Source organism: Luteolibacter pohnpeiensis, assembly GCF_016595435.1.
GTDB classification, from domain to species: domain Bacteria; phylum Verrucomicrobiota; class Verrucomicrobiia; order Verrucomicrobiales; family Akkermansiaceae; genus Luteolibacter; species Luteolibacter pohnpeiensis.
The window spans coordinates 131,589-156,951 of record NZ_JAENIJ010000003.1; the positions used below are offsets into that span (position 1 = coordinate 131,589).

A 25,363-nucleotide genomic window follows, 5' to 3' on the forward strand; every position below is an offset into this window, starting at 1 on the left:
ACGATTGAACAATAAAATCCTAATTCGTTTGAACCAAAGTGGATAAAGAAGACAAAAATCCCCCCAAACCCAGGCGTCGATGGGCACGCCTTCTGTTCCGTAGCTTCGGCATTTTTGTCCTGGTTTTGATCGGCTTGCTGATCTGGCTCAATGGCCCGGGCCTGCGTTGGTTAGGGCCTAAAATTGCGGCTCATTTCCTGGAGAAAGCCGAGATCCACGGCGGGTTCCGCCTGGAAGGCAGTGTGACTGGCGGGCTTTCGGTGGCGGATTTGAAGCTCGAAAGTGATGGCTCGCTGAAGAAGCTGACGATTGAGCGGGCGACGCCACTTTACCGGTTTGCGGATCTGATTCACGGCAAGGTGATCGGTTTGGAGGCACAGGGGATTGATGCCCAACTCCGGCTCGGTATTGAAAAAGAAGAGGAGGAAAAGCAGCCCAAAACGCTGGAGGAAATTGTGCAAATGATCCGCGATATCCGCCCTCAAGTCATTCCGCTGAAGGTCGCGGTGAATCGGGTGAGTGTTTCTGCGGAAAAGGAAGGGCAGCCGGTATTTGCGCTCGATCCGAGCGATTTCACCCATGATGCGGGCAGTTCAGAATTCAACCTGAACCTCGGCAAAATGGTCGCGGCCCAAGCGCAGGGTCAGGAACTTCCTCCGCAGCAGTCGGCGCTCATTTGGGAACAGGATCGGATCACGCTGAAAAAACTCGATCCTTACCCGGGCATTGGCATTCGCGATCTTGCGTTCGAGACACCAGCAAGTGGCCAGCCGCAAGCGAGTGTGCAGTTGTTGGTGAACGATTCGGTGTTTGATCTCGATACCGCTCCTGGATTTTCTGCCGCGAGCCTGAATCTGCGATCGGGTTCGCTGCAACTTGATGAAGTGGCGAAATCTTTTGGCGTCGAAATCCCAGCGGCGGCCAAGCTGACCTCTCTTTCGCTGAATGTGGACGATGTCATGCCTGATCCATTGGCCGCGACCGGCATGCTGCAGATCGTGCTGGAAGGTGTTCAATATCAGGATTGGTCCGCCCCTGAAGTGACTTTCGGCGCGACACTGGAGGCTGCCCAAGCCAGTGCGTCATTGCGGACGGAAACGCTTGGAACTCCGGTCAATTTGGATGTTCGCGCACCGATTCAGCGCGATGGCTTGAACTTCAAACTTGGCAATGCCACCGGCGAGCTGAGCGTGCCGAAAATCCCGGAACTGATTGCCCAGTTGGCGCAACGATTTGACGCCATCAAAGCAGATGCGGTGGTCCCTCCGTCGTCACTTGCTGGGAAATTCACGGTCGCGTTCGATGACAACAACAAGCCCGCTTCTGCGGATGCGACGCTTGATTTGACGCCTGAAAATCCGGTGGCGGCGACGCCTCTGAAGGTCACGGCTCGCTGGCAAGGCGATGCCCCCGCGACCGCAACGGTGGAGATGACGGGGCTGAAGCTCGATGGCACTTATCAAATTGCCGAGAAACGCTACTCCGGAAACCTCACACTGACGGATTTCAAGAATCAACCGCTCGAACCATGGTTGGCGATCGCCGGAGTCGAATTGCCTGGTGATTTCGATGTTTCTGCCAGCTGGAAAGGATCGGGCGATCTGGTCGCGAAAACCCACCAGGGCGAGCTTGCCCTGGCTGCCGCCAATTGGGTGCAGCCGGAAAAATCTCCGATCGATGCGACAGGGGACATCACCTATGAATGGCCAGGCAAGGTTGAAGCCACTGGTTTGACGCTGAAGGCCGAGAACCAAACCATCGTCGCCAATGCAGAGCTCGCTGATAACCTGCTGACGCTCAAAAATCTGCTCTGGACCGATGGCGAAACGGAAATGGCCAGCGGAACCGCCAGCCTTCCAGTGCCGGAAGATTTTTCGAAATGGCGGGAGATGCTGGCCAACGACCAGCGACCTCTGGAGATCGCCATTGAATCGCGCGAACTTTCCTTGGCGGAGCTGAAGCCTTGGCTGCCAGCCGCCGCGAAGCTGGATGCCCGATCGACGGGTTACCTGAAGATCTATTCCAACGGTAGCTACTCGGATCCGAAATTCGACTTGGCGCTGGATTTGGTAAATCTCCACAGCCCGGATCAGAAACAAATTCCACCGGTGAATTTGCGCTTATCGCTGAAGGCGGGTGATGGCCGAATGGTGCTGGATGGTGGCGCGACGGCACCTGATTACGCGCCAGCTGTGATCAAGGCCGATATGGATTTCCGCCCTTCAGAATGGGCGAATAATCCGGATTTGATCAAGCAGGAGAAGGTAAACGCGGAGGTGGAATTACCCCGTTGGGACATCTCCCGTTTCGCGGCCTTGGTCCCATCTGCCAAGAAACTGGCTGGCATTTTCACCGCGAAAGTGACGGTTTCAGGCACGGTGGGTGAGCCGGAAATTCTCGGGAACGCCAAAATTGAAAACGGTAATTTCGAGCTGAACAGCGACGCGGTGCCGCCGATCACCGGCCTCACCTTGGATGCCGATGCCACCTTGAGTTCGGTCAACGTGAAGACTCTGCGTGCGACCATCGCTGGCGGGACCATCAGTGCCAGCGGGACACTCGGCTTGAAAGACGGATTGGGCCCACTCGATTTCCGGGTAACGGGCGATCACCTGCCCGCTCTGCGGAATGAGATGATGATCGTTCGCACCAACGCCGACCTGCGTTTGCAAGGGCCTTGGGATTCTGCGGAACTCACGGGCGAGGTTGGTTTGGTCGACAGTCTGTTTTACCGTGATATCGAGCTTTTACCAATCGGTGTGCCATTCACCGGTCCATCTGCAGCGTCGTTGCCCAAGCTGGATGCACCGAAAAATCCGACTTCCAGTGTGCCGGAGCCATTCAGCAATTGGCGGATCAATGTCACGGTCGTCACCAAAGATCCGTTTTTGATCCGGGGGAACCTCGGCACCGGCCAGGTCGATGTGGCACTGCGAATTGGCGGCACGATCGGAAACCTCGCGCCCGATGGCACGGTGAGGATTCGCCGTGGCGTGGCGGTGCTTCCATTCAGCACGCTGAACATTCCTGAGGGCATTGTCCGATTCACCCCGGCGACTGGATTTGACCCGATTTTGGAAATCAAGGGCACCAGCAATCCGCGTCCCTATCAGGTGGAAGTCTATGTCTACGGCTCGGCGTCCGATCCGCAATTGGTGCTGACCTCCAATCCGCCATTGCCGGAAAATGAAATCATGACCTTGCTCGCAACCGGGACCACGACTTCCGGCTTGGAGGACACTGACACCGCTTCGTCGCGCGCCTTGCAGTTGCTAATCGAGGAAGCGCGGCGCGGTCGACTGCCGTTTTCCAAACAACTGCGGCCATTGCTGAAACTGGCCGATCGGGTGGATTTCAATCTCGCGGAGTCCGACCCTTATGATAGCGATTCATTCTCAACCGCGACCATCAAATTGACCGACCGATACTACATTTCAGCCGGCATGGGAGAGCAGGGGGATACCCGGTTAATCGGAATTTGGAGGTTGAATTTCAGATAAATGATCAAGTTTTACCCCACACTTTTGTTGCTCATCGGATTGGTTTCCTCGGTTTGGGGAGAAACCACCGTTCACATTGTCGGATCCAAGGTGAAGTCGGAATCGGAGCTGCTCGGCCTGATCGGTGGGCGGCTGGAGCACGTTCGCTCAAAGCCTGCTTCCGCCTCGCGTGCGAACGATGCGGCGTTCCTGCTGACGGAGGTCATGCAGAAAGACGGATACGCCAGCGTCGAGGTCACACCGAAGGTTGTCAGCAGCTCGGAAATTTTACTGACGGTTCGGGAAGGCGAGCGTCTGTCGCTGGGAGATGTTTCGGTCGAAGGAGTGGATGAGGAAGTGGATACCGGTCGGCTCGAAGGCTTGTTCGGAAACCCTGCGGAAAAAGCGAGGCCGCTGGGTTCCGGCTCCGCGCCTTTTCGTGAGGAAGATGTGGGCAAAGGGCTGTCACTCATCGAACAGGATCTGGATGCCGCGGGTTATTGGGGATCGACGGCGACGCTGACGAATCGTGAAACATCAAAAACAGGTGAGGTTTCGGTGGCGGTCCACGTTGATCAAGGGCCGCTCTATATGATTGGCGAGCCGACGGTGGTCAGCACTGACGGCCGCGGTGTGGTGCGGACGCGGACGACGGCCGAACCATTCATCGGCAAGCCGGCGACGACCGCCAATCTGAACAAGCTCCGGGCGGCGGTAAGCGAAGCATTCATCAGTCGTGGTTATCCGGATGCGATCGTGCGGATGGGGCGAACTCTGCAGCCTGCCAAATTCATCCCGAATTTCGAAATCGACCTCGGAACCCGGGTAAAATTGCTCAATGTTGAGGTAGAAGGCTTGGAATCGACCGATCCGGAGCGGGTGATTGCCCGGGTGAGGCCGCTGGAAGGCGACTGGTATGACGAAGCCGCCATGAACAAACGGCTGCGCCAACTTCTGGCAACCGGGGCGTTTTCCTCAGTGCGGCTGGAGCGGAAAGAGGTTTCGCCGAAACGGATTGATGCCACATTGCACATCGAAGAGGCCAAAGCCAAAGAGGTGAATCTGGGGGTTGGATTCGGCTCGTATGAAGGCGGAATTTTTCGCGCCAACTACACGGACCGGAATCTGTGGGGGCAATTGGTCAGCTTCAGCAGTGGCTTTGAATTCAGCTCACGCGGTATTCTCGGGGAAACCAAGCTGACCAATCCCTGGTTGTTCGGCAGCGATTATTCGGTATCCCCGAGAGTTTATGCCTTGGCTTACACGCACGATGGATATTCCGCCGTCGAGACTGGCCTGGGGGTGACCTTCAGTCGGACGTTTTTTGATCACTACAAGTTGGACCTGACGTTCGGGAATTCCTTGGTCAATATCAGCTCGGATGGATTGGACCGCACCGATCTCGGTGAAACGGTTTATACCCACCCGAAGGTTAATTTCACCCAGACTCTGGATTATCGCGACAATCCGGTCCTGCCGAAGACCGGATGGCATTTGCAAATGCCGCTGGAGCTTGGTGCGGCTGTGGGCGATGAATCGACGGGCTATTTCAAAACAGGTCTATCCGGTGGCTGGTATCACCCGTTGGGGAAAGACTATGAATTCTCATTTGGTGGAGACTTTGGTTTGATCGTTCCTTCCGGAGACAGTGCGAATTTGCCGATTGATCTTCGGCTGTTCAACGGTGGAGCAAGAAGCGTTCGCAGTTTCCCGGAGCGCGAATTGGGACCATTCGGGAAAGGCGGAAATCCGCTGGGCGGCGAAGCGAGTTGGGTTACCAGCGCGGAGGTTTCACGAAAATTGGTAGGGCCCGTCCGTGGTGTGGCCTTTATGGATGCCGGTTCCTTGTCGCGTGAATACGAAGATATCATGAACACCGATGTCGAAGTCGCCGCCGGGCTGGGGCTTCGCTTGGATCTGCCGATCGGACCGGTTCGGTTTGAATACGGCTACAACCTTACGCGTGATGAAGGCGAGCCGGCGGGAGCATTCCATTTTGCCATCGGCGTTGCGTTCTGAAGTGCCTGCCAAGTTTTTATCTCCGCGCGGGAACGGTGCGTGACGGGAGTCTGGAAATGTCCCACAAGCGGCGGCATGAAGAAACTTTTCCCGCTGACTTCCCCGAATCATCAACCCGCACGCGTGGTCGAGCAGATCAAGGCGGACGTGCGGAAATACCTGAAGCGCGAGCGCCGCAAGAACCTGCCGGAAGGTGTCGACTTCTGGGATTTTGATTGCCGCACCGGGCAATCGGCGGAATCCGCGGAGGCGATTCATGTCGCGGAAATCACCAAACCGATAGATCAGGCGGCGGCCGAAAACTGGGAAGCAATCTACATCGAGATTTTGGCGAAAGAAGGACGCCGCAGATCGAAGGGGGCCGATGAAAAAGAGCACTGAACCGCTAAACGCCTTGAGAACACGCTGTGGCGAGACGCCCCAGCCACGGCCTGCGGCGGGACGCCACAGCCACCATTGATTTTCATCCGCCGAAACGATCGATCCTCTTCCGGGCCAACGGCTCAAGACCATCCCAGCCCGGGGCAACGCCCCAGGACCACGGTGCCCGCCATTTCCGAGGGCTGAAAGCCCGATCCATCCCGCAACTCGGCCACTCCACCTCACTCTCCCGGCCCCGACGGGGTGACCTCTGGATTCCGGCGTCACTCTCCCGGTTCCAACGGGGCGGCCACTGTATTCTGGCGTCACTCTCCCGGCCCCGGCGGGGTGGCCCCTGGCTTCCGACGCTGCTCTTCCGGCCCCAACGGGGCCAAATGAGCTAGCCCAGGGTGGAACCCTGGGTTGATTGCCCACCAAATATCGAGCCCTGAAGGGGCGACACCCATCTGTCTCACCCCGATGAAATCGGAAATGTCCTTCAGATCGTTACAACGGGTGTGGTTGGTTTTCGCTTTATTAGACGCCACGCTATTCGAACAATTCCGAGATCATTTTTCCCCTCTCGGATGTGGGGAGCTATGTACGAGGGCGGGTAGATTGCTTGGATCACCTGGATTTTGCTTCGCCGGGATCGAACGATGACGAAGAGGATTGCCGGAACGCGCACGGGTTGCTAGGGCTTATCATGCTGGTGGAGAGGCGGTTGTTGCCGTTTCCAGCAAAACCCAAAAACCCAACCCATGAACGACGATCCCACGACTGGGGATGATTTCATCCACAGCCACGAATTCTTGCATCATTTGATGAAGCGCCAGCTGCGGCTGTCGATCAGCTGCGCCTTGACCTTTTCCGCAGTGTTACTGGCGCTGCCAGTTCTCAATTACTTCCTGCCGGAATTCATGGCGATGCGGGTGTTCGGGTTCACGCTGACCTGGCTGATTCTCGGGGTGCTGTTTTTTCCATTTGTCTGGATCATCAGCTGGGCCTTCATTCGCCGGTCGCTGGCGATGGAGGCGGAGGAAGCGGAACGTGCGCAACGTGGAAAGGTGGGTAGCCGATGAATGTCGATCCATGGATTCTGGCGTTTGCGGCCGTGACGGTGTTCGGGACGATCTGGATGGGGTTCCGGGCAGCAGGAAGTTCCAAAACCGCGTCGGATTTCTTCGTTGCCGGTCGATCGGTCTCGGTCGGTTGGAACTCGGCGGCGATTTCCGGCGAATACCTTTCCGCTGCTTCCTTCATGGGCATCGCGGGCATGGTCATGAGCAGCGGTTACGATGCCCTGTGGTATCCGGTTTGTTATGCGTGCGGCTATTTGTTCCTGCTGCTGTTCATCGCGGGGCCGTTGCGGCGGTTTGGTGCTTACACGATTCCGGATTTTGCCGAAGGCCGGTTTGACTCGCCCTTGTTCCGTCGGATTGCGGTTTGTTTCGTTTTGTTCATCGGGTTTTTCTACACGATGCCGCAGATGAAAGGGGCGGGGGTGACCCTGTCCTACATTTTTCCCGGCTTGCCGTATTGGGTCGGAGTGGCGGTGGTGGGCGCGGTGATCACGCTGAACGTCGCGCTCGGCGGCATGAAAGGCATCACTCTGGTGCAAGCGGTGCAGTATTGGGCAAAGATGTTCGCGATTTCCGTGCCGGCGTTTGTGCTGATGGCGGTCTACGGAAGTTATGGCGGAAATTTGAAGGCGAACCACACCACGATCGAATCGCCAGCTCCGATGGTCGCTGAAGCGGTTCCAGGTGTGACTGGGGCGACAGGAACGATCGAGCGCGAACCCTTGCCGGAAAAAGCGCCAGCCGATGAAAAATGGATTTCGCCGTTTGGTTCGCTGACGACCAAAGCCGCGACGATGGCGGGTTTGTCCGGGCAAGACGCGAAGCCGTATTCGTTGCTTTACACCTACTCGTTGATCATCGCGCTGGTGTGTGGGACGGCCGGACTGCCGCATATTTTGGTGAGATTTTACACCAATCCGGACGGCGTCGCGGCCAAGCGGACGACGATGTGGGTGATGATCCTGATTGGTGTGTTTTACGTTTTTCCCCCGTTTTTCGGCGTGCTGGGACGAAATCTTTTGCCGGAATTGTATGGCAACATCGGGGCGAAAGGGACGGATAAAATCGTGCTGGAGCTGCCGCGAATCTTGAACGAGCGCTTCGGCATTCTCGGCTCAATTCTCAGTGGAATCACCTGCGCCGGAGCCTTCGCGGCGTTCATGAGCACGTTCAGCGGGCTGCTCGTATCGATCACCGGAGCGCTGGCGCACGATGTCTACGGCAGAATCCTCAAACCGGATTCGACGGCGGAGCAACGGCTGCGGATGTTCAAAATTCTGGCGGTGGTTTCGGGGGCGACCGCGATTTTGCTCGGCTTCACGGTGGAGAAATTCGAGATCAACAAGCTCGTCGGCTGGGCCTTTGCGATCGCGGCGACTAGCTACTTTCCGCTGCTTTTCCTATCGACCTGGTGGCGTGGTATCACGATGCCCGGAGCGGCGATTGGGATGTTGCTGGGTGGTTTGCTCAGCCTTGCCACCGTTGTCAGCACCATGTTTGCCGATCAATCGCCGTGGGGAGCGGGCTTGAAAGCTTGGTATGCCTCCCGCCCCTTGGTGCGGACGCTGGCGGAACAACCGGCGATTTGGGGGCTGCCGCTGGCGATGGTTCTGATGGTGGTGGTTTCGTGGCTCACCCGATCCAGGATTCCAGCTGATATCCGGTTGAAAATGCTGGTGCTGCACGCACCGGAATCGTTGGGGTTGAAACAGGAATACATCCGGGAGCAGGAGGAGGCCGGGCATTGAGCCGCGTATTTTGCCAGCCTTTGCGCGGATATTCTGTTTAGGTTGACCGCCGGGGAGGGCAGGGGTACGGCTTTTCCATCAATCCAATTGAGCCATGAACCTGACAACTACAGCTTACGGAACCTGGAGCGGCGGACGCTTCATGCACTACGGTGAAACGCTTTCCGAGGAACGTTACATCGAGTGCATCCGACTTGCCTATGAATCGGGCATCCGGACCTTCGTCACCTCGGATGTTTACGGAAATGGCAAGGCGGACGAGCTGCTCGGCGTCGCATTGTCCGGATTTGATCGGGAAAGCTACTGCCTGGTCGGCATGATCGGCCACGATTTCTATGACGGTCAACGCGAGGGCAACAAAGGCTACCCGCGCTTCACCAATCCCGCGCTTCGTGGCGAAGCCGACTATGCGAACTACCTGAAAATGGCCTGCGAAAAATCGCTCGCGCGCTGCAAGGCGGATCGATTCGACCTGGTGATGCTGCACAACCCGGACGAAATCGGCTACACCAGCGATGCGGTTTGGAATGGCATGAAGGCGTTGAAAACTGCAGGCCTTGCCGACCGACTTGGCATCGCTCCGGGACCAGCCAACGGCTTTACCCTCGATTTGATCAACTGCATCGAGAAATATGGCGAGGACATCGATTGGATCATGCTGATTCTCAATCCGCTCGAGCCATGGCCGACCTCGCTGGCATTGCCTGCTTGCGAGAAATACGGCGTCAAGGTCATGACCCGCGTGGTCGATTACGGCGGTGTATTCCACGGCGATCTCAAGCCGGGCCATTCGTTCAAGCCCGGCGACCACCGCGCCTACCGGGCCCAAGGTTGGGTCGAGGAAGGTTTGGAAAAAGCCGCGAAAATGCTGCCACTTGCCGACAAATACAATCTGACCCCGCTGCAATTCGCCTCCGTCTGGAATCTCAGCTTGCCGATGGTCGAGTGCGTGGTGCCATCGTTCTTCGAAGAAGGGGTCGAGGGTTCCAAGAGCATCGACGCGCAGATCAAGGACTTTGCCGCATTGCCGGATGTGAAATTCACTCCGGAAGAAATCGAGATGGTCCGCGCGATCGGAGACAACACCGGGTGCATGGCGCTGAAAGGTGCCAGCAAGCGATACCAAAAGGGCGAACGTGCCGACGAATGGCCGATGCGTGAGGACTTGCTGGAAGTCGCTGGCCGCTACGAATTGGGCACCGACTGGTAAACAGCCTGCCGAATTTTTGACTACGGGCCGCTTGGGATTCCTGAGCGGCCCGTTTTTTTGCGTCTTATTCGCCGCTGTCCGGATAGGAGCCGAGAAGTTTGACCACGGAGCAGTGTTTTCTCAGTTCTTCCAACGCTTCGGCGACTTTTTCGTCTTCGCAATGACCGGCGAGATCGACGTAGAAAATGTATTCCCAGTCCTTGCGCTTGGAGGGGCGGGATTCGATTTTCGACATGTTGATCTGGAATTGATCAAAGGCTTTCAGAGCGTTGACCAGTGAACCGGGTCGATCGTGAATGGCAAACAGGATCGAGGTTCGGTCGTTTCCGGTCGGCGGGCACGGTTTTTCGCCGATAACCAGGAATCGGGTGGTGTTGGTGGCGCGGTCCTGGATCGATTCCTCCAGCAAGTTCAGGCCGTAAATTTCCGCGGCCAGGGCGCCTCCCAGAGCTGCCGCGCCCAAGTGCGCGTTATCGCGGGCAAGTTGCGCGGCTTTGGTGGTGGAGGAAACCTCGACCAGATCGGCATCGGGGAAATTTTTTAGAATCCAGGATCGGCATTGGCCGAAAACCTGTGGGTGGGAATAAAGCGTTTTGATTTCCTCGCGAGGAATTGACGCCATCAGGCCGTTTTCAATGCGCAGCAGGATTTGCGAGCAAATGAAAAGCGGGGAATCGACGAACAGATCGAGCGTGTGCGAAACCGCGCCTTCGGTCGAATTTTCGATCGGAACTACCCCGTAGTCGGCGAGCCGACGGGCAACCTGATCGAACACATCCGAGAAATTCGGCTGCGCGGCATAATTGACAGAGTGGCCGAAGCGCTTGATCGCCGCTTGATGCGTGTAAGTTCCTTCCGGGCCGAGGTAGGCAATTTTCAGATCATCCTCAAGCGCTAGCGCGGCGGACATGATTTCGCGGTAGATCGCGCGGATCGATTTTTCCGGCAGCCGACCTTTGTTCATGTCGATCAGGCGGCGAAGCAGCGCTTCCTCACGCTCCGGGGCGTAGATTTGCAGGCCGTCGCGTTTTTTCACGACGCCGACTTCGTGAACAAGATCGGCGCGGCTGGATAGGAGATCGAGTAGCTGGCGATCGATCGCGTCGATCTGGATGCGGATGTCTTCGAGGTTCACGTAAATCAGGCGTTGTCAGTTGAAGGAGTGTCTTCGGATTCGACGGCCGCAGCGGCAGTTTCATCCTTCAGGTCCGGAGCGTCGGACTTTTCCGCAGCAGGTGCCTGCTCGGGTTCCGGCAGCTTCACTTTGCGGAGTTCAGAGGCATTCGGCAGGTCATCAATGGAGCGAATGCCGAAGTGTTCAAAAAAGATATCAGTCGTTTCGTAAAGCAGCGGGCGGCCCGGAAGTTCAGCCCGGCCGCCGATGCGAACCAGGTCGCGATCGAGCAATTTTTGCAGCATTCCGTCGCAGGAAACGCCGCGGACCGCCTCGATGGCGGCCTTGGTGATCGGTTGGCGATAGGCGACGATGGCCAAGGTTTCCATGGCGGGGCCGCTGAGGCGTTCAGGCTTGCGACCGGGGAATAATTGCCGGACGAAATCGCCAAATTCCGAGCGGGTGTAGAGTTTCCAGCCTTTCGGGCGTTCGAGAATGGTGAACGCGCGCTCAGTTTCCTGGTAGGATTGGTTGAGCGATTCGATGGCTGCGGTGACTTGCTCTGAGGAAGTGGCGGCGAGCCCCATCAGCCACTCCGGCAGAGGCTCAATTTCGCGGCCTTCGTTTTTCGGATCCTCGGTTTCGCGAATGCGGACGTCTTCTGCCTCAGCAACGCGGGCGCGCACCAGTCGGGCGATCTCGTCGGTCGCAAGTGGGTTTTGTGAAGCGAGGAGGAGAGCTTCGATGATCGCGCTTAGCTGCATGGCAAGGACCGCATGGTAGGGATGCGGATGGGTATTTCAAGCCCTCTGCCGGGAATGCAATGCCGAAATATTTTCGTCAGGCGCAAGTTTCGCCTTGCTGTGACCTCATGGAAGGGCTAACCCACCGCGCTCGTGCACAACGCGGATGCGAGACAACCGCCAACGACGGGCACATTATCCCTTTCAACCGAACAAGATCCCCGGTGTCATGCCAGCGAAGAAAACCACCCCTAAAGCAGCCGTGAAAAAGACGGACCAGGCTGAGGCTACGACGGACGAGACTCCGGAAGTCGAAGCGCCTAAGAAAAAAGCAGCTGCCTCGAAAAAAGCTCCTGCGCCTGCAGCGAAACGTTCTTCCGTTGTTGATTTCCCTGCGCCTCCGGCTCCGGTAAAGCCTCCTTTCGTTCCGCCAAAAGCGGCAGCAGTGGCTGCTCCTACCGGAACTACCGGCACTCACAGCCCGGCTTTCGTTCAAAAACAACGCCAACGCTTGCTCGATCTGCGCGATGAGCTTTTGGATGCCATGTCCGGCATGACCCGCGACACCATTCGCAATGCTCCGGAAGGCAGCGAAGCATCCGGCAGCGGCATGCACCAAGGCGACGCGGGAAGCGATGCCTACGACCGTGATTTTGCCCTCTCCGTGTTGGCAAAAGAACAAGACGCCCTTTACGAAATCGAGCAAGCACTCCGCCGCACCCAAAACGGGACTTACGGCATTTGCGAGATTTCCGGCCACAAAATTCCTCAAACCCGCCTTGAGGTCATCCCGTTCGCCCGTTTGACGGTCGAAGAACAAGCCCGTTGGGAGAAAGAATACGGCAATCGCCGGTTCCGTCCGTCCAATGAAGTCGGCTTCAGCGGAGGAAATACTTCCGATGATGAAGATTCTGACACGGTTTCTCTTGACGAGGACGACGATTAAGGCAGTCTCCCCACCCCGCACTTTCTACCATGCCACGCGAGATCATTATCCTTGAATGCACCGAAGCTAAGGCTGAGGGCAAGCCGACGTCCCGTTACGTCACCACGCGCAACAAAAAAAGTCTGCGCACACCAGGTCGTCTGGAGAAGGTCAAATTCAATCCCTTCCTCAAGCGCCGCACCCTTCACCGCGAACTTCGCTAATCGAACATGTCCGAGCCAAAAACAGTAAGACGCCGTATTGCCTTCCGTAAGGCAAACCGCATGATGCCGCGCCGCCGGCATGACATTCCTGCCGACCAAGTCGTCAGCACGAATCCTGAGCTTCTTTCCAAGTTCACCACCGAGACCGGCAAGATCCTTCCTCGCCGCGTTACGGGTGTTTCCGCAAAGCTTCACCGCAAAATCACCCGCGCGATCAAGCAATCCCGCGCGATCAATCTTCTTCCTTGATCTCGTTTCCGGGAGTTTTTCCCGGTTATCCCACGTGGATCAAGCTCACTAGAAAGCTCTGAAAGGAGCCTGTCCGCAGTTCGCCGGGCCGGCTCCTTTTGCATTTTTATCTCTTCGACAAGCCGCCATCCCGGATTCATCTCCGGCTCAGCAAATGAAAGAACTCAAGGACACCCAGAATGAAAGAGATGATCGCGATCTCGCGATCGATCGCGTGGGAGTAAAAGGGATTCGTTTCCCGATTGAAGTCAGCGACAAAGGTGGAAGTGTCCAACGCACGGTGGCGACCGTTGCCATGACCGTCGATCTGCCAGCCCATTTCAAAGGCACTCACATGAGCCGGTTTGTTGAGGCGCTCCACGCGCACGGCGGATGCCTGAATGTGCAATCGATGGTGGGATTGCCGCGCGAAATTCTGCAACGGCTGGAGGCGAGTCGTGCTCATGTCGAATTCCAGTTCCCATTTTTCCGTTCCAAAGAGGCGCCGGTTACCGGCAGGCCGGGTTTGGTCGACTACGAAGTGAAGTTCGAGGTCGAAGCCGACGCTTCCGGGGTGATCGATTTCATCGTCACCGTGATGGTTCCTGTGGCCACGTTATGCCCATGTTCCAAGGCGATCAGCGACCGCGGCGCGCACAATCAGCGCGGTTTGGTGACCTATGCGGTGAGATTCAGCGAACCGATCTGGCTGGAAGACCTGATCGCATTGGTCGAGCGCTCGGCGAGCTGTGAATTATACAGTGTCTTGAAACGGCCCGACGAAAAAGCGGTGACCGAACGCGCCTATGACAATCCGGTTTTTGTCGAAGATTTGGTAAGGAATGTTGCTTCCCGCTCCAATGCACACTCGGACATTACGTGGTATCGCGTTGAGGCTGAAAACTTTGAATCGATTCACAATCATAACGCCTACGCGATGATTGAAAAATCAGCTTGCTAAGATTCCGGCGGTTTCCGCTTCCGTGGGGTTGACGGAATAGGTACAGAGTGCACAATTCCGCCGTCGGGCGGCCAAGTGCCCCGGGCACTCTATCGTTTCCCTAACCATCATGCCTACTACCATTGCAATCAACGGATTCGGCCGCATCGGTCGTCTCGTCTTCCGTGCTCTCGTCGAGCAAGGTCACCTTGGAACCACTTTCAATGTTGTCGCTGTTGGCGATATCGTTCCAGCTGACAACCTTGCTTACTTGGTGAAGTACGACTCCACCCAAGGTCGTTTCGCAGGCACCGTTACCTCCAAGAAGTCCTCCCCGGACGTTGCTGAGGATGACGTTCTGGTTGTGAATGGCCATGAAATCAAAGTGGTCAGCGCCCGCACTCCAGATGGTTTGCCATGGAAAGAGCTCGGTGTTGAGGTCGTCATCGAATCCACCGGTCTTTTCACCGAAGCTGAAAAAGCCAAGGGCCACCTTACCGCTGGTGCCAAGAAGGTCATCATTTCCGCTCCTGCGAAAGGTGAAGACGCAACTTTCGTCATGGGTGTGAACGATGATCAATACGATCCTGCAAAGCACCACATCATCTCGAACGCAAGCTGCACCACCAACTGCCTTGCTCCGATCGTGCACGTGCTGCTGAAAGAAGGTTTCGGCATCGCTGAAGGTCTCATGACCACAGTTCACTCCTACACCGCGACCCAAAAGACCGTCGACGGTCCTTCCAAGAAAGACTGGAAGGGTGGCCGCAGCGCTGCGATCAATATCATTCCTTCCACCACGGGTGCGGCGAAAGCAGTGGCTCTCGTTTGCCCAGAAGTGAAAGGCAAGCTCACCGGTATGTCCTTCCGCGTTCCAACTCCTACGGTTTCCGTAGTTGATTTGACCGTAAAGACTGTGAAGGAAACTTCCCTCGAAGAAATCAAGGCAGCCCTCAAGAAGGCTTCCGAAACCTACCTCAAGGGCGTTCTCGACTACACCGAAGACGAAGTGGCTTCGACCGACTTCATCCACGACAATCACTCTTCGATCTTCGACGCAAGTTCTTCGATCGAACTCAACTCGACCTTCTTCAAGTTGGTCAGCTGGTATGACAACGAATGGGGTTACTCCAACCGCGTTGTCGACCTTCTCTCCGACATCGTGAAGAAGGGTCTGTAATCCTATCTTTCAACCCCCTTCCAGGGATTTCCAAAACGGCGGCCTGAAAAAGGTCGCCGTTTTTTGTTAGGCAGATTGAACCTGGAAAGGTTGTGGTTGCAGCGAAAAATTTAGTCTCACCTGCTTGCTATGTGGATGATCCGGGTGAAGGTTCTCCGCGATGATGCGAATTCCAGCCTTTGCCTATCTAACAACTCAACTGGCGGTTTCGCTGATCTGTGTTTCCTGCGCCAATCTTTCCCGCAATGCGCGTCGCTCCAACGAGGCCCAACCCGCCGCCAATGACACGATCGTGGGGACGGGAAATCTCGCCAAAACATTGGCCCGATCGACAACTTATGGCGCCATTCGACAACCGATCACCACGACGATCTTGGGAGTTTCTGTTTTGTGGAACCGACCGCACGAGGCGATTAGTTCCAATATGCCATTGAAGATCGATCTCGCGGTGCAACCGGCGGAGATCCCCGGAACGGTCGAGTTTGAGAAGTTGTTAGACCACAAAGGAATTCCAAAAGCCGAATCCGGCAAACTGACTTGGTTGGTGGATGGGGAGCATTTCTTTCCCGAGTTGAATCGTCAAATCGATGCCGCTCAAAAGTCGATCGACGCTCAGGTTTTCATTTTCGACAATGATGACATTTCGGTCGCATGCGCGGACCGTCTGAAGGGGAGATCCCGAGAGGTGAAAACCCATATCTTGTTTGATGATCTGGGCAGCACCTTTGCCCACAACACACCTCCGCATACGTTACCACCGGCAGGATTTACCCCGCCCGCGGATATGGCAAAGTATCTCGAACACGATTCGAAAGTCAGTGCTCGAAGAAGCATCAATCCCTGGCTCGTCTGCGATCACACCAAACTATTCGTTTTTGATCGTAAAACCGCGATCCTCGGCGGGATGAACATCGGCCGCGAGTATTACTCCGAATGGCATGATCTCATGGTCAAGGTGGAAGGTCCCGTGGTTAGGACCTTGTCCAAGGACTTCAATTATAGTTGGAGAAAGGCAGGGCCGTGGGGGGATTTCGGATTGCTCCTGCATGGTCCTTCCCATGTTCGCAGACCAGAACCGATGCCAGGTGAAATCCCGGTCCGGGTGATGAGAACCGACCCGGCTGCGTTTCGCTATGAGATTCTTAAAGCGACCATGCTCGCCATCCGCGCGGCTCGCACCCGGGTTTGGGTAGAGAATCCATATCTGGCAAACAATGAAATCGTATCGGCTTTGGCAGCCGCCTCGAAGCGGGGTGTTGATGTCCGTGTGATTCTGCCATCAAACGGTGACTCCGGCATCATGGATTTGGCCAACTTATCGACTGCAAAGAGCCTGATCGAAGCTGGGGTAAAGGTTTACGCCTACCCGAAAATGACCCACATGAAAGTCATGATTTGTGATGACTGGGCATCTATTGGCTCCGCGAATTTCGATACGCTTAGCATGCGAATCAACCGAGAACTGAATCTCGCGTTCAATGATCCGGGCGAGGTCCGCGCGCTAGAACAAAAAGTCTTCCGAAGGGATTTTCAGGTTTGCTCACGACTGTCACTCAAACAGACGGAATCATTGCTTTCCACCATCGTCGGCAGAATTGCTAACCAGTTGTAAATTTCGGCAGGAAATCGATGCGCTGAAATATACGATTCAGAGGCAGATTATTTGGTAATCACTTTCTGATAGATCTCGCCACTTTTTTGGTCACGTATGGCGATAAGACTATTGTCGTAGATTTGGAAATCATCTGTTTTTCCGCCAAGGTAGAAGAACTTCTTTAGAAACTGATTCGAGTAACTGTCTCCCTGAATGTAAAACGTGTAGCTGTCCTGAAGCCCACTACGGTTATTCACGACGGCGTTAAAGGTGAGTCCTCGGCAATTCACCATTGAGCATGCAACTTGGCTTCCTTCAAATTGAACCTGCTCGAACGAGGCAACATCCATGTTTCGTATTCTGAGTGCGGCGATCGGCAATTTAGTTTCTGGATCCATAAATTTGCCGGTGGGATTGCCATGTTCGATGGAGAGATTGCCGAACTGATAACCTGGACCTCCCGCTAAATCGACGACAGGGCCTTCACGAACATCGGCGAACCAACAGGTTCCGAGAATGGAAACCTGGCAATCTGTTCCACGCTTGGCAAAAGAATGAAATGAAACATCGCGCATCCATGAACCTTGAGCACCTTGAATTTGAACTCCACTGACTGACCGGTTTTCATGGTTATTAAGGGCAGCGCTGCCAATCACTCCGAGATTTTCTAACCGGCAATAGAAGTTGTTGTTGGGGGTTACTTCGGGTGGCTTTTCCCATCGAACCATCCAGGTTTCTGCACCCGGAGTTGGGTCGTCGAATCGGCCCACCATTGCAGCGAGAGTCGATGTCTGCATGCCCTTGCCAGTTAATGTCGTACGTGAGGATTGATACAAGGTGGTTCCGATCCAATAAGTGCCCGCACCAAGTTGTACCGTGCCCGGACGTATGTGCCGACCTGAGGGAGCCGGGCCAACATTGAAAGTCATGATGGGAAGCGTATCATGGGCTGCTTGGATCGCCGGTGCATTGTCGAAATCAGGCAGATCGGGACGAGCACCGAACCAGTTCACATTCACCATTTTCGAACCCTGATCCAGATAGGCTTGGCGAACCCATCGGCCGGGTTGATCTGCGGATACATCATCTGGTCGGATGATGGTCCCATTGTTGTCGCCAGCGCGCGAATTTGGGTAAACCGATGGATCATCAGGTTCTGGTGGCCACTTGTAATTCAATTCGGCTTCCCAAACAAAGATGCCACCGCCTGGATCGTTGCTGACTGAATGATGAGTGACAAAAATGGGTTGCCCGTTTTCGAGACTTTTCGAGTCGATGGATCGCAGAGCCGCGAGATTTAGCACATAAGTGCCTGGAGGGGCATGCTGGGATGTTTCTGTCTGTGAATTGGCGATCCGTGAAGAAAACGTCCATATCAAAGCGATGGACAGCAACATGCAGAGCCGGGTGCTAACGGTCATTTCCCCACTTTATATATCGAAAATGATGCACTGGCAAACGACAGAATCAGCGCTTCATCCGTAAACGATCAAACTTAATTGCTTGGCGAGTGAAGTGCGCTACGGGCTCTATCCAGTGCTGCTTGAACTTGTTCCGCATTTCGATCAATCAAGCCGAGTGCTTCGATCCGAGATTGGAGCGTTAGGAAATCGTTTTCGTTGAGTTGAATGTTAGAACCGGAATTGCTCTGGATGAGATCGACAACTTGATTCAAGGCAGTAGATAATAATTCTGCTTGCTGGTCCTTTCCTTTCAGGGCGATTGCTATATCGACAATTCCAGTCGGCCCTTTGTCAGAGGGATTAGTCAGAATGATATTGGCTCTTTGCTGAAGATCAGAAGCCTTCAGCTCGACGGATTCGGGTAAAGCAGCGGAGAATGCTGGCAATATTTCGACGTCATTGAGGGCGATGCGGTTGAGTAATTTCAGTTCTTCCCCAGCATTGCTCCGAATCGCGCGAGCCAGTTGATCGCGGGCTTCATTCGGCTTGGCATTCGCGTTCAGGGATTTCGCCATCGCGATGTCCAAATTGTCTCTGCTTGTGCTTGGCGGAAGCGAAGCTAACCAGGCTTTGGCGAGCTCTGGATTCGTTCTGGCATATTCAGAGAACATCGTGGCAACCTGCCGGGGGGGAATTGAATTTGTTTCTTGCAGTTTCGTGATTTCATCAAGGACCATGGCCTGTTCTTCATCGGGCACTTGGGTCAGGTAGCTGGAAAGTATGGAGAATCGACTGTGTGTAGGCATGCTCAGACTGAAATCGAGAAGGGCTTTGGCTCCTGATTTTGCCAAAGCTTCTGAGATGTTGTAAATTGTTTCATCAAGGTCGACGGACTGAGGATTTCCTTGTTCAAGGATCTCTCGGCAATATTGTGCTGCCAATTGCGGGTTGTGTGAACCGATGGTTGCCAGGACAGTGGATAGCTCCGACTTCCCTTGTGCCCATTCCAATGCCTGGTGCGGGTCCTTGGTAGCAAATGCGGTAATGATAATACTCCGACTATCAATATTAATCGTGCTTGTGTCAGCCAACATCATGAGTTGAGAGGACGACAGTTTACTCAGAATGAGCTGCAGCTGATATATTTTCCGAGTTCGATCAATCTGAGTATCGTGATACGGATCTTGGGTGAGCTGAGCGAGAATTTGCACCAACTCTTCCAATGAAAGTTTTTGCGGCGAACGACCTTCGAGGATTTCGGTTAGAAATCCTTCGGGCCCATTTTTTTCGGATGGATTATCTCGGACTGTGACTCGAATCGAGCGATTCGCGATGGGTTTTTGCGCTGACGCCGAGGTGTGGCTGGAGTGCGAAAATGGCTGCCGGAGAAGATAGCCGATGCCGAAGCAGACGATCGCTACTGCAAGGATGAGAAGTGGCTTTTGTTTCATGGCTTTCCTCGGTTGTTAGGCCCAACGACTTCAGGGGGCTTGAAGGGATTCCCGGAATGCGTCCAGAGTATGTAGAATGTTGCTTGTGTCATCTTCACTGAACTCCATCGATCGAACCCGTGTCTCGATTCGCTGCAGATATTCATCGTAATTTTCCTCTTTCCAGGTCGATCCAGCGGAGAATTTGGAGAGAAGATCATTCAAGGCTCCGGAAACCAGCTCGGCTTGCTCGGTTCGATCTTCCAACGCGTTAGCCAAGTCCATCAGGCCATTGGGTTGGGATTGTGAATAGGTTGTCATGATCGAGATCGCCCGGTCTTGTAGATCGGCTGCAGTTAGTTTCGCCTCTGAGGGCAGGGATTCGGAAAACAAACTCAAAAGCTTGAAGTCGTCGGGTTGGATATGCTGCAAGAGCTGTTTTTCGTTTCCCGGATACCTTTCGATCGCACGGCTCAATTGCGCACGGGCTTGGTCGACCTGACCATTTGCGGAAAAGCCATCTGCGAGGATCAAATCGAACGAATCCCGATGGGTTCCCGGTGGCAAAGTGTCGACCCAGGCTTTGATTTGATCGGGTTTACGGGTCGCGATCAATCTAAGATTTGCGTTAAATTGTTGGTCCAGCGAGATGGAACCGCTTTCGATCCGGCTGAATATGCCATCTAGAGTGTCTTTGAGTTGGCTTTCGGGAATTACCAAAAGGGCATCCCCAAGGACGCCGGTTCTCGCGTTCGTTGGAAGGGAGTCATAGAAGGCCAGCAGTTCGCCAGATCCAGATTTCGCCAAGTTTGTCGCGATTTCAGATGATATCACGTAGAGCTCGATAGAGTTTGAACTCTTTTCATTCAGCATCTGTTTGTAATACTCCGCAGCTAGGACTGGATCAGTCGTCGCTGCTCCGCAGATCACACTTACGAAACTCGGTTGGCCTTGTGCCCATTCAATCGCTGCTGCCGGATTCTTGGCTCCAAATGCGAACATGACATCGTGGTCCAGCCAGTAGGGAATCAAGTCAGATTCGACGAGCTGCTGCAGCTGCGTAAATGATAGTCCGGGAAGCAGGAGTTGGAGCGTGAATTTATTTTTCGCCCAAGCAAGTTGCTCGGTATTGGGATGAGCCGTTGCGATTGATTCGAGGATCTTGGCCAGCTCATCCGTCGAAAGGTCGGCAGGCGATCGACCCTTCAGCAGGCTTGCGAGGAGCGCCGCTTCGGCATCTGTTGAAGCGGTTAGAGCTCCTCGCCCACGCGGAACGGCAGCCTCCAATTCCTTTGCTTCATTGGAAGAAGTTACATTGTCTTGCCGCCCGCCGGAAATATATCCGGCGGCGAGGCTGACAACACAAACGCCGGTGGCGAGAGCACGACTTTGGGCCATGGGGTACTCTGCCGAGGAATAATGTCCTTTGGCAAGAATACTTTCAAAAATTCATCTTGAGCACCCGTGGCGTGGCTTCGTTCTCGAAGCGGACGTGCAAGAGGTGGTTTTCCTCATCCCATGTGAAATCCTTAACATCCTGGTCACCGAGTTGAATTGATTTTGGAGCAATGGAGCTGGAGACAAGTACGATGCCCGGCGTATTTCCGACTCCTTCAACGGTCCAAGAAAACTCCCTCGATTCGTTCTTCAGAGGTAGAGCTTTGCAGGCGGAGGCAATCACCGTTGGCGTTTTGGGAAGAACCAATTTGTCGAGATCAAGAAGGAAGACGCGATTGCCAGGAGCTAAGGTGAATGATTTCTGAACTTTTAACTCGGGATCGAACAGATTGATCAAACGTCCGGAGAGAATCTTAGAATCTTCAGATATGGATTCATCAAGGCCTGCTCCTACCCAGTACGGGCCACGCCGTAATAGAAGGTGATTGGTTTCGGTCCAATCCAGATCGGCTTTGTGGGCTGCTTTCTTGAGAGCATCGATGAGCGCCAGGTCGCCTTCTTCGCTGAGGGCGTAACTCACTGGATTTTTCTTCAGCCAGATCAGTGAACCGTTGCCGACTTTTGTGGCTCGGTCAGGTGTTGGTTCGCGCTTGAGTCCTAGTTTTTCGAAAAGGTCCTGGCGTGGTATCCGGTCATTTTTGCCCTCATCGTTCCACCATTCGCGAACTTTGTTGTAGGGGTCGCTATCATCGTCGACAAAGATCAGAATGCCTCCTTTTTTCACCCATTCCGCAAGGGCAGGATGGATATCCGCCGATTGAGGTTTCTGGCCTTGGTAGCTCAACATCAGAACTTTCTGGTCATCCAGGAATCCCGGCAAAGTGACATTTTCAAGCTGGACCGGGGTGATGGGAATGCCGCGTTTGAGAGGAGGCATGGCCAGGCCGTAAAACTGCGCCATGTTCGGATCACTTGGGGTTGGTTGCTCACGTTGGAACATCAGTGAGTCGCTGATCAGAATGCCAATGCCGCGAGTGCCCGCGTCCCATGCGTAGTCCGGCTGCTTCATGTCGTTCAGCGCATTCATGACGACTTGGAGCTCCGTTGCGTATTCCGGCGGGATGGATTTACGATCCGCCTCGCTGCCGCCTTTCGGGTATTTTTCGCCGAAAATCCGCTCTGGCCAAGGTGCGACCTCGAATTGTGAAACGTCTGGCTGCAGCAGTGAGGCGACCAGAGTCGATTCCCAATTCGTGCGATAGTCGGTCCAATCGTGGCGCGGGTTGTCTTCAATTGGATCGTTCAAATACCAAACAGATCGGCCTGTGGCGCGGACCAGGTTTTGCATCGCGCCGTATTCGAGAAACGCAGTCTCCAAGGTGCGTTCCTTTAGCTTCCCACGGAAAGGATTCGGTGTGCGGGAGGTGCCGGTCCAGACCTGCGCAATGTAGCCATCGCAGCCATCGAGTTTTGCCAAACTTGATTGCGGGCTAACGATGCACCAATGGGCATAATTCAGCAGACTGTGAGTTGGCACATAGCAGCGGACATGCTTGTTGTTCTTTTTGTTAAACTCCTGCACATGATTGAAGACCTGCTGCAGGGCACGACGATAAAGATAGTATTTCAACTTCGAGGCACGCCATTGAGCATCCGGGGATGAATCCGGGGCTTGCCAATCTTCCTGATAGAAGGCCTTCCATTCGCGCTTGAATCCCTCGGAATATCCAGCGCGCGCCCAGAATTCCGGTTCTTCCAAATGCACGGCTTCGACCCCCGCTTCGAGACCTTTCTGCACGCCGACACTGAGGAATTCTCCATAATTCTCCGCCGGGCACATGTAGTAAACATCGCCGCCGTGGCTGATGGTTTCGCCCTTTCGGTTGGTTTGTGCGTTGTCGACGTGGTTTTTTCCGTCGAACCGTCCGTATAGATAATCCTGATATTCGCCCCAGGCGACTCCGGTCATGAGATGGACCCGGTAGCCGCGATCTCTCCAGGTATTGATCCGTTCAGGCAGGGATTTATCGATGCCGTAAACCAAGGTGACGTCGGATCGGAGATTGCCAAGCGGGCTCCAGGGACGGGATGTTTGAAAGCAGGTCCGCTCCAGCGCCGATGCCGGATCATTTGGAAAGGGTGGAGGAAGTTGCTGCGCAGGGGATGATGTTGCGAGCGCAAGGAACAGGGCAAATGAGGGCAGGAGCGGCGTCGTTGGGTTCATCGATTTGGAGGCTTTACGATGAGAAAATGCCGAATCTTGCCGTTCAGAGGGAGTTCAAAACGCGATCCAATCGAGTGATTGGAGATTTTTTCGCGTTGGTTCTGGATGGATCGACTCACTTTGACTTTGCTTTGGGCAATGAAACGACTTGCAGCCCATTGGCAAATACTCGCGGCCCTGTTGCTGGCCACTGTTACCGCGCTGGCGTTACGCGGACTTTTTGCAAATGCACCTGAGACTTCAACGGCTGCGCATTTCATTTCGGGTGCTCTTGAAACCACGAAATTCATTGGTGAGCTTTTCATGCGGGCGCTCAAAATGATCATCGTGCCCTTGATTGTGACGTCCGTGGTGGCGGGAATCGCCAGTTTACAGGGAGTTAGTGGTTTCGGGCGCTTGGGGGCGAAGACAGTGGCGTTTTATGTGGGGTCCAGTTTGTGCGCGATTTTAATAGGCCTGTTTCTGGTGAATGCGATTCGTCCGGGATTGGACCATGGCAAACCCAATGAGACTGTGCGCAAGGCATTTGAAAACAGTGCGGCGAACGCCAGTGAGGCTGAGCGGGCAAAAATTGCAGAAGCAGGCTCGCGCGAAGCTAAAGATTTTCTGGATGTGTTCCGATCCATGCTGCCGGAAAATGTATTATCGGCTGCCGCTGATAACGGCAAATTGCTCGGTGTGATCGTTTTCAGCATCTTGTTTGCTCTGGCAATCACGCGCTTGCCGGGCGATGAAATCGCGACCATTCAAAACTTCTTCAAGTCGGCCAATGACGCGATGATTGTTCTAACGAATTGGGTGATGGCAGTGGCGCCGATTGGCGTCTACGCACTGATTTTCCCGGTCGTTTATGAAACCGGGGCAGGGCTGTTTTTAAACCTCGGCAAGTATTTTATCACCGTGCTCTGTGCCTTGGCCATCCACTTGTTCGTGGTGCTGCCACTGGTTCTTCGCTACGCAGCGGGGATCAATCCATGGAATCATATCAAAGCGATGCGACCAGCGCTGTTGCTGGCATTTTCCACTGCGTCCTCATCCGGAACACTACCTGTCACGATGCGCTGCGTGCAGGAAGGAGCTGGGGTATCCAAACGCGTTTCCAGTTTCACTCTGCCGCTCGGGGCTACGGTTAACATGGATGGAACGGCTTTGTATGAATGTGTAGCCGTGATTTTCGTGTCCCAAGTCATGGGAATTCACCTGGGATTTGGTGCGCAGTTTTTCGTCGTGGTGGCGGCACTACTCACCAGTATCGGCGTGGCTGGGATTCCATCCGCCAGCTTGGTTGCGATTCTGTTAGTCTTGAAAAACTCGGGTATACCCGGAGCGGATACCGCAGTGGTTGCCCTTCTGGCTGTGGATCGAATTCTGGATATGAGTCGGACAGCGGTGAACGTTTTCAGCGATTCCTGCGCGGCTGTCATCGTTGCCAGCACGGAAGGGGAGGCGTTGTTTACTGAAGAAAACCAGGTTCTTCCTGAAGCCTGATAGATCGCGTCTTCAAAGCTTGCCGAGCAAGGCGAGAATGATGAGGACCAATAACAGAAGTCCGATGCCTCCACTCGGACCGTAGCCCCATCTCCGGCTGTAACCCCAGGTAGGCAAGGCTCCAAGCAGGGCGAATACAACGATCAGCAATAAAATAGCTCCCAGTGTCATAATAGGATTTCGGTAGGTGCTGTTAGAGTTTGAGGGTTTTTGAGCAAAATAAAAATCCCGCCTCCATGGCGGAGGCGGGATTTTTCAGATCGATTGATCAGTGATGGACGTGAACTCGGTCTGCGTCCCGGATGGCATCTTCCACCGCTTCGCGTGTTTGACCCGTGCGCTTTTGAATTCGGCCAACCAGCTCATCGGCTTGGCCATCTGCGTAGCGAAGATCATCGTCTGTGAGTGAAGCCCACTTTTGTTTGAGCTTACCTTTGGTAATATTCCAATCGCCTTTAATTTCGAGTTTGTTCATAATCATTTTGGGTTGTTAACCGGTGTATCATTTCTGACTTAACCGGGGGTAATCATGATATAACAGAATACGTGCCACGGCATGGCTTCGGCACAGCGA

General features: G+C 54.6%; 21 protein-coding genes. 13 read left to right on the top strand and 8 right to left on the bottom strand.

Annotation, left to right across the window (positions count from 1 at the left end):
- Positions 1–38 precede the first annotated feature (38 nt).
- The 6 genes from JIN85_RS21865 to JIN85_RS02825 all read left to right on the top strand — a co-directional run bounded on the left by JIN85_RS21865 (position 39) and on the right by JIN85_RS02825 (position 9,898).
- Positions 39–3,500 (top strand): translocation/assembly module TamB domain-containing protein, encoded by a 3,462-nt coding sequence (locus JIN85_RS21865; RefSeq protein ID WP_200267428.1) that lies wholly within the window; start codon positions 39–41, stop codon positions 3,498–3,500.
- A complete protein-coding gene (locus JIN85_RS02805; RefSeq protein ID WP_200267430.1) occupies positions 3,501–5,498 on the top strand; it encodes a BamA/OMP85 family outer membrane protein in 1,998 nt (665 codons plus the stop codon). It begins immediately after the preceding gene.
- Between the two features lie 75 nt (positions 5,499–5,573).
- Positions 5,574–5,879: a DUF6172 family protein gene (locus tag JIN85_RS02810; RefSeq protein ID WP_200267432.1), complete on the top strand. Its 306-nt coding sequence runs from the start codon at positions 5,574–5,576 to the stop codon at positions 5,877–5,879.
- 740 nt (positions 5,880–6,619) lie between these two features.
- Positions 6,620–6,940 (top strand): DUF485 domain-containing protein, encoded by a 321-nt coding sequence (locus tag JIN85_RS02815; RefSeq protein ID WP_200267434.1) that lies wholly within the window; start codon positions 6,620–6,622, stop codon positions 6,938–6,940.
- Complete coding sequence (locus JIN85_RS02820; RefSeq protein WP_200267436.1) at positions 6,937–8,688, top strand: solute symporter family protein; 1,752 nt, start codon at positions 6,937–6,939, stop codon at positions 8,686–8,688. The genes JIN85_RS02815 and JIN85_RS02820 overlap by 4 nt, the downstream gene beginning before the upstream one ends.
- A gap of 94 nt (positions 8,689–8,782) precedes the next feature.
- Positions 8,783–9,898 (top strand): aldo/keto reductase, encoded by a 1,116-nt coding sequence (locus tag JIN85_RS02825; protein WP_200267438.1) that lies wholly within the window; start codon positions 8,783–8,785, stop codon positions 9,896–9,898.
- Positions 9,899–9,962: 64 nt separating this feature from the next.
- Here the strand turns inward: JIN85_RS02825 and pheA are convergent, their stop codons facing one another.
- Complete coding sequence (gene pheA, locus JIN85_RS02830; RefSeq protein WP_200267440.1) at positions 9,963–11,033, bottom strand: prephenate dehydratase; 1,071 nt, start codon at positions 11,031–11,033, stop codon at positions 9,963–9,965.
- Positions 11,034–11,038: 5 nt separating this feature from the next.
- The gene (gene scpB / locus JIN85_RS02835; protein ID WP_200267442.1) at positions 11,039–11,776 is read right to left on the bottom strand and encodes an SMC-Scp complex subunit ScpB; all 738 of its coding nucleotides are present in this window, start codon (positions 11,774–11,776) and stop codon (positions 11,039–11,041) included.
- Between the two features lie 208 nt (positions 11,777–11,984).
- On the opposite strand from scpB, the gene JIN85_RS02840 reads away from it, so the two are divergent.
- From JIN85_RS02840 to JIN85_RS02865, 6 genes are all read left to right on the top strand, one after another.
- A complete protein-coding gene (locus JIN85_RS02840; protein ID WP_200267444.1) occupies positions 11,985–12,701 on the top strand; it encodes a TraR/DksA family transcriptional regulator in 717 nt (238 codons plus the stop codon).
- A gap of 29 nt (positions 12,702–12,730) precedes the next feature.
- A complete protein-coding gene (rpmG, locus tag JIN85_RS02845) occupies positions 12,731–12,904 on the top strand; it encodes a 50S ribosomal protein L33 (protein WP_200267446.1) in 174 nt (57 codons plus the stop codon).
- Between the two features lie 6 nt (positions 12,905–12,910).
- Positions 12,911–13,153 (top strand): 30S ribosomal protein S18, encoded by a 243-nt coding sequence (rpsR, locus tag JIN85_RS02850; protein ID WP_325108051.1) that lies wholly within the window; start codon positions 12,911–12,913, stop codon positions 13,151–13,153.
- A gap of 154 nt (positions 13,154–13,307) precedes the next feature.
- Positions 13,308–14,093, top strand: coding sequence for a GTP cyclohydrolase FolE2 (gene folE2 / locus JIN85_RS02855; protein ID WP_200267448.1), 786 nt, complete (start codon positions 13,308–13,310; stop codon positions 14,091–14,093).
- A 109-nt stretch (positions 14,094–14,202) separates the two neighbouring features.
- Positions 14,203–15,252, top strand: coding sequence for a type I glyceraldehyde-3-phosphate dehydrogenase (gene gap, locus JIN85_RS02860; protein ID WP_200267450.1), 1,050 nt, complete (start codon positions 14,203–14,205; stop codon positions 15,250–15,252).
- A gap of 160 nt (positions 15,253–15,412) precedes the next feature.
- Entirely contained in the window at positions 15,413–16,864 is a 1,452-nt protein-coding gene (locus tag JIN85_RS02865; protein WP_200267452.1) for a phospholipase D-like domain-containing protein, read from the top strand.
- 47 nt (positions 16,865–16,911) lie between these two features.
- Here JIN85_RS02865 and JIN85_RS02870 read toward each other — a convergent pair whose 3' ends face one another.
- The 4 genes from JIN85_RS02870 to JIN85_RS02885 all read right to left on the bottom strand — a co-directional run bounded on the left by JIN85_RS02870 (position 16,912) and on the right by JIN85_RS02885 (position 23,301).
- Positions 16,912–18,267: a glycosyl hydrolase family 28-related protein gene (locus JIN85_RS02870; RefSeq protein WP_200267454.1), complete on the bottom strand. Its 1,356-nt coding sequence runs from the start codon at positions 18,265–18,267 to the stop codon at positions 16,912–16,914.
- Positions 18,268–18,341: 74 nt separating this feature from the next.
- A complete protein-coding gene (locus JIN85_RS02875) occupies positions 18,342–19,346 on the bottom strand; it encodes a hypothetical protein (protein ID WP_200267456.1) in 1,005 nt (334 codons plus the stop codon).
- Positions 19,347–19,730: 384 nt separating this feature from the next.
- The gene (locus JIN85_RS02880; RefSeq protein ID WP_200267458.1) at positions 19,731–21,077 is read right to left on the bottom strand and encodes a hypothetical protein; all 1,347 of its coding nucleotides are present in this window, start codon (positions 21,075–21,077) and stop codon (positions 19,731–19,733) included.
- Positions 21,078–21,120: 43 nt separating this feature from the next.
- Positions 21,121–23,301, bottom strand: coding sequence for a hypothetical protein (locus JIN85_RS02885; RefSeq protein WP_200267461.1), 2,181 nt, complete (start codon positions 23,299–23,301; stop codon positions 21,121–21,123).
- A 138-nt stretch (positions 23,302–23,439) separates the two neighbouring features.
- On the opposite strand from JIN85_RS02885, the gene JIN85_RS02890 reads away from it, so the two are divergent.
- Positions 23,440–24,789: a dicarboxylate/amino acid:cation symporter gene (locus JIN85_RS02890; protein WP_200267463.1), complete on the top strand. Its 1,350-nt coding sequence runs from the start codon at positions 23,440–23,442 to the stop codon at positions 24,787–24,789.
- A 12-nt stretch (positions 24,790–24,801) separates the two neighbouring features.
- Here JIN85_RS02890 and JIN85_RS02895 read toward each other — a convergent pair whose 3' ends face one another.
- Together JIN85_RS02895 and JIN85_RS02900 are read right to left on the bottom strand one after the other, a co-directional pair.
- Entirely contained in the window at positions 24,802–24,960 is a 159-nt protein-coding gene (locus JIN85_RS02895) for a DUF3309 family protein (protein WP_200267465.1), read from the bottom strand.
- Between the two features lie 97 nt (positions 24,961–25,057).
- Positions 25,058–25,264, bottom strand: a complete 207-nt coding sequence (locus JIN85_RS02900) for a CsbD family protein (protein WP_200267467.1) — start codon at positions 25,262–25,264, stop codon at positions 25,058–25,060.
- Positions 25,265–25,363: the final 99 nt, after the last annotated feature.

Excerpts from the sequence above, each read along its gene's own strand:
- JIN85_RS02840 (WP_200267444.1), top strand. The coding sequence starts at position 11,985 with ATGCCAGCGAAGAAAACCACCCCTAAAGCAGCCGTGAAAAAGACGGAC.
- JIN85_RS02890 (WP_200267463.1), top strand. The coding sequence starts at position 23,440 with ATGAAACGACTTGCAGCCCATTGGCAAATACTCGCGGCCCTGTTGCTG.
- JIN85_RS02825 (WP_200267438.1), top strand. The coding sequence starts at position 8,783 with ATGAACCTGACAACTACAGCTTACGGAACCTGGAGCGGCGGACGCTTC.
- scpB (WP_200267442.1), bottom strand. The coding sequence starts at position 11,776 with ATGCAGCTAAGCGCGATCATCGAAGCTCTCCTCCTCGCTTCACAAAAC.
- JIN85_RS02870 (WP_200267454.1), bottom strand. The coding sequence starts at position 18,267 with ATGACCGTTAGCACCCGGCTCTGCATGTTGCTGTCCATCGCTTTGATA.
- JIN85_RS02880 (WP_200267458.1), bottom strand. The coding sequence starts at position 21,077 with ATGGCCCAAAGTCGTGCTCTCGCCACCGGCGTTTGTGTTGTCAGCCTC.
- JIN85_RS02885 (WP_200267461.1), bottom strand. The coding sequence starts at position 23,301 with ATGAACCCAACGACGCCGCTCCTGCCCTCATTTGCCCTGTTCCTTGCG.
- JIN85_RS02815 (WP_200267434.1), top strand. The coding sequence starts at position 6,620 with ATGAACGACGATCCCACGACTGGGGATGATTTCATCCACAGCCACGAA.
- JIN85_RS02820 (WP_200267436.1), top strand. The coding sequence starts at position 6,937 with ATGAATGTCGATCCATGGATTCTGGCGTTTGCGGCCGTGACGGTGTTC.
- JIN85_RS02865 (WP_200267452.1), top strand. The coding sequence starts at position 15,413 with ATGATGCGAATTCCAGCCTTTGCCTATCTAACAACTCAACTGGCGGTT.
- JIN85_RS02810 (WP_200267432.1), top strand. The coding sequence starts at position 5,574 with ATGAAGAAACTTTTCCCGCTGACTTCCCCGAATCATCAACCCGCACGC.
- JIN85_RS02895 (WP_200267465.1), bottom strand. The coding sequence starts at position 24,960 with ATGACACTGGGAGCTATTTTATTGCTGATCGTTGTATTCGCCCTGCTT.
- JIN85_RS02875 (WP_200267456.1), bottom strand. The coding sequence starts at position 19,346 with ATGATGTTGGCTGACACAAGCACGATTAATATTGATAGTCGGAGTATT.
- rpsR (WP_325108051.1), top strand. The coding sequence starts at position 12,911 with ATGTCCGAGCCAAAAACAGTAAGACGCCGTATTGCCTTCCGTAAGGCA.
- JIN85_RS02900 (WP_200267467.1), bottom strand. The coding sequence starts at position 25,264 with ATGAACAAACTCGAAATTAAAGGCGATTGGAATATTACCAAAGGTAAG.
- folE2 (WP_200267448.1), top strand. The coding sequence starts at position 13,308 with ATGAAAGAACTCAAGGACACCCAGAATGAAAGAGATGATCGCGATCTC.
- gap (WP_200267450.1), top strand. The coding sequence starts at position 14,203 with ATGCCTACTACCATTGCAATCAACGGATTCGGCCGCATCGGTCGTCTC.
- rpmG (WP_200267446.1), top strand. The coding sequence starts at position 12,731 with ATGCCACGCGAGATCATTATCCTTGAATGCACCGAAGCTAAGGCTGAG.
- JIN85_RS02805 (WP_200267430.1), top strand. The coding sequence starts at position 3,501 with ATGATCAAGTTTTACCCCACACTTTTGTTGCTCATCGGATTGGTTTCC.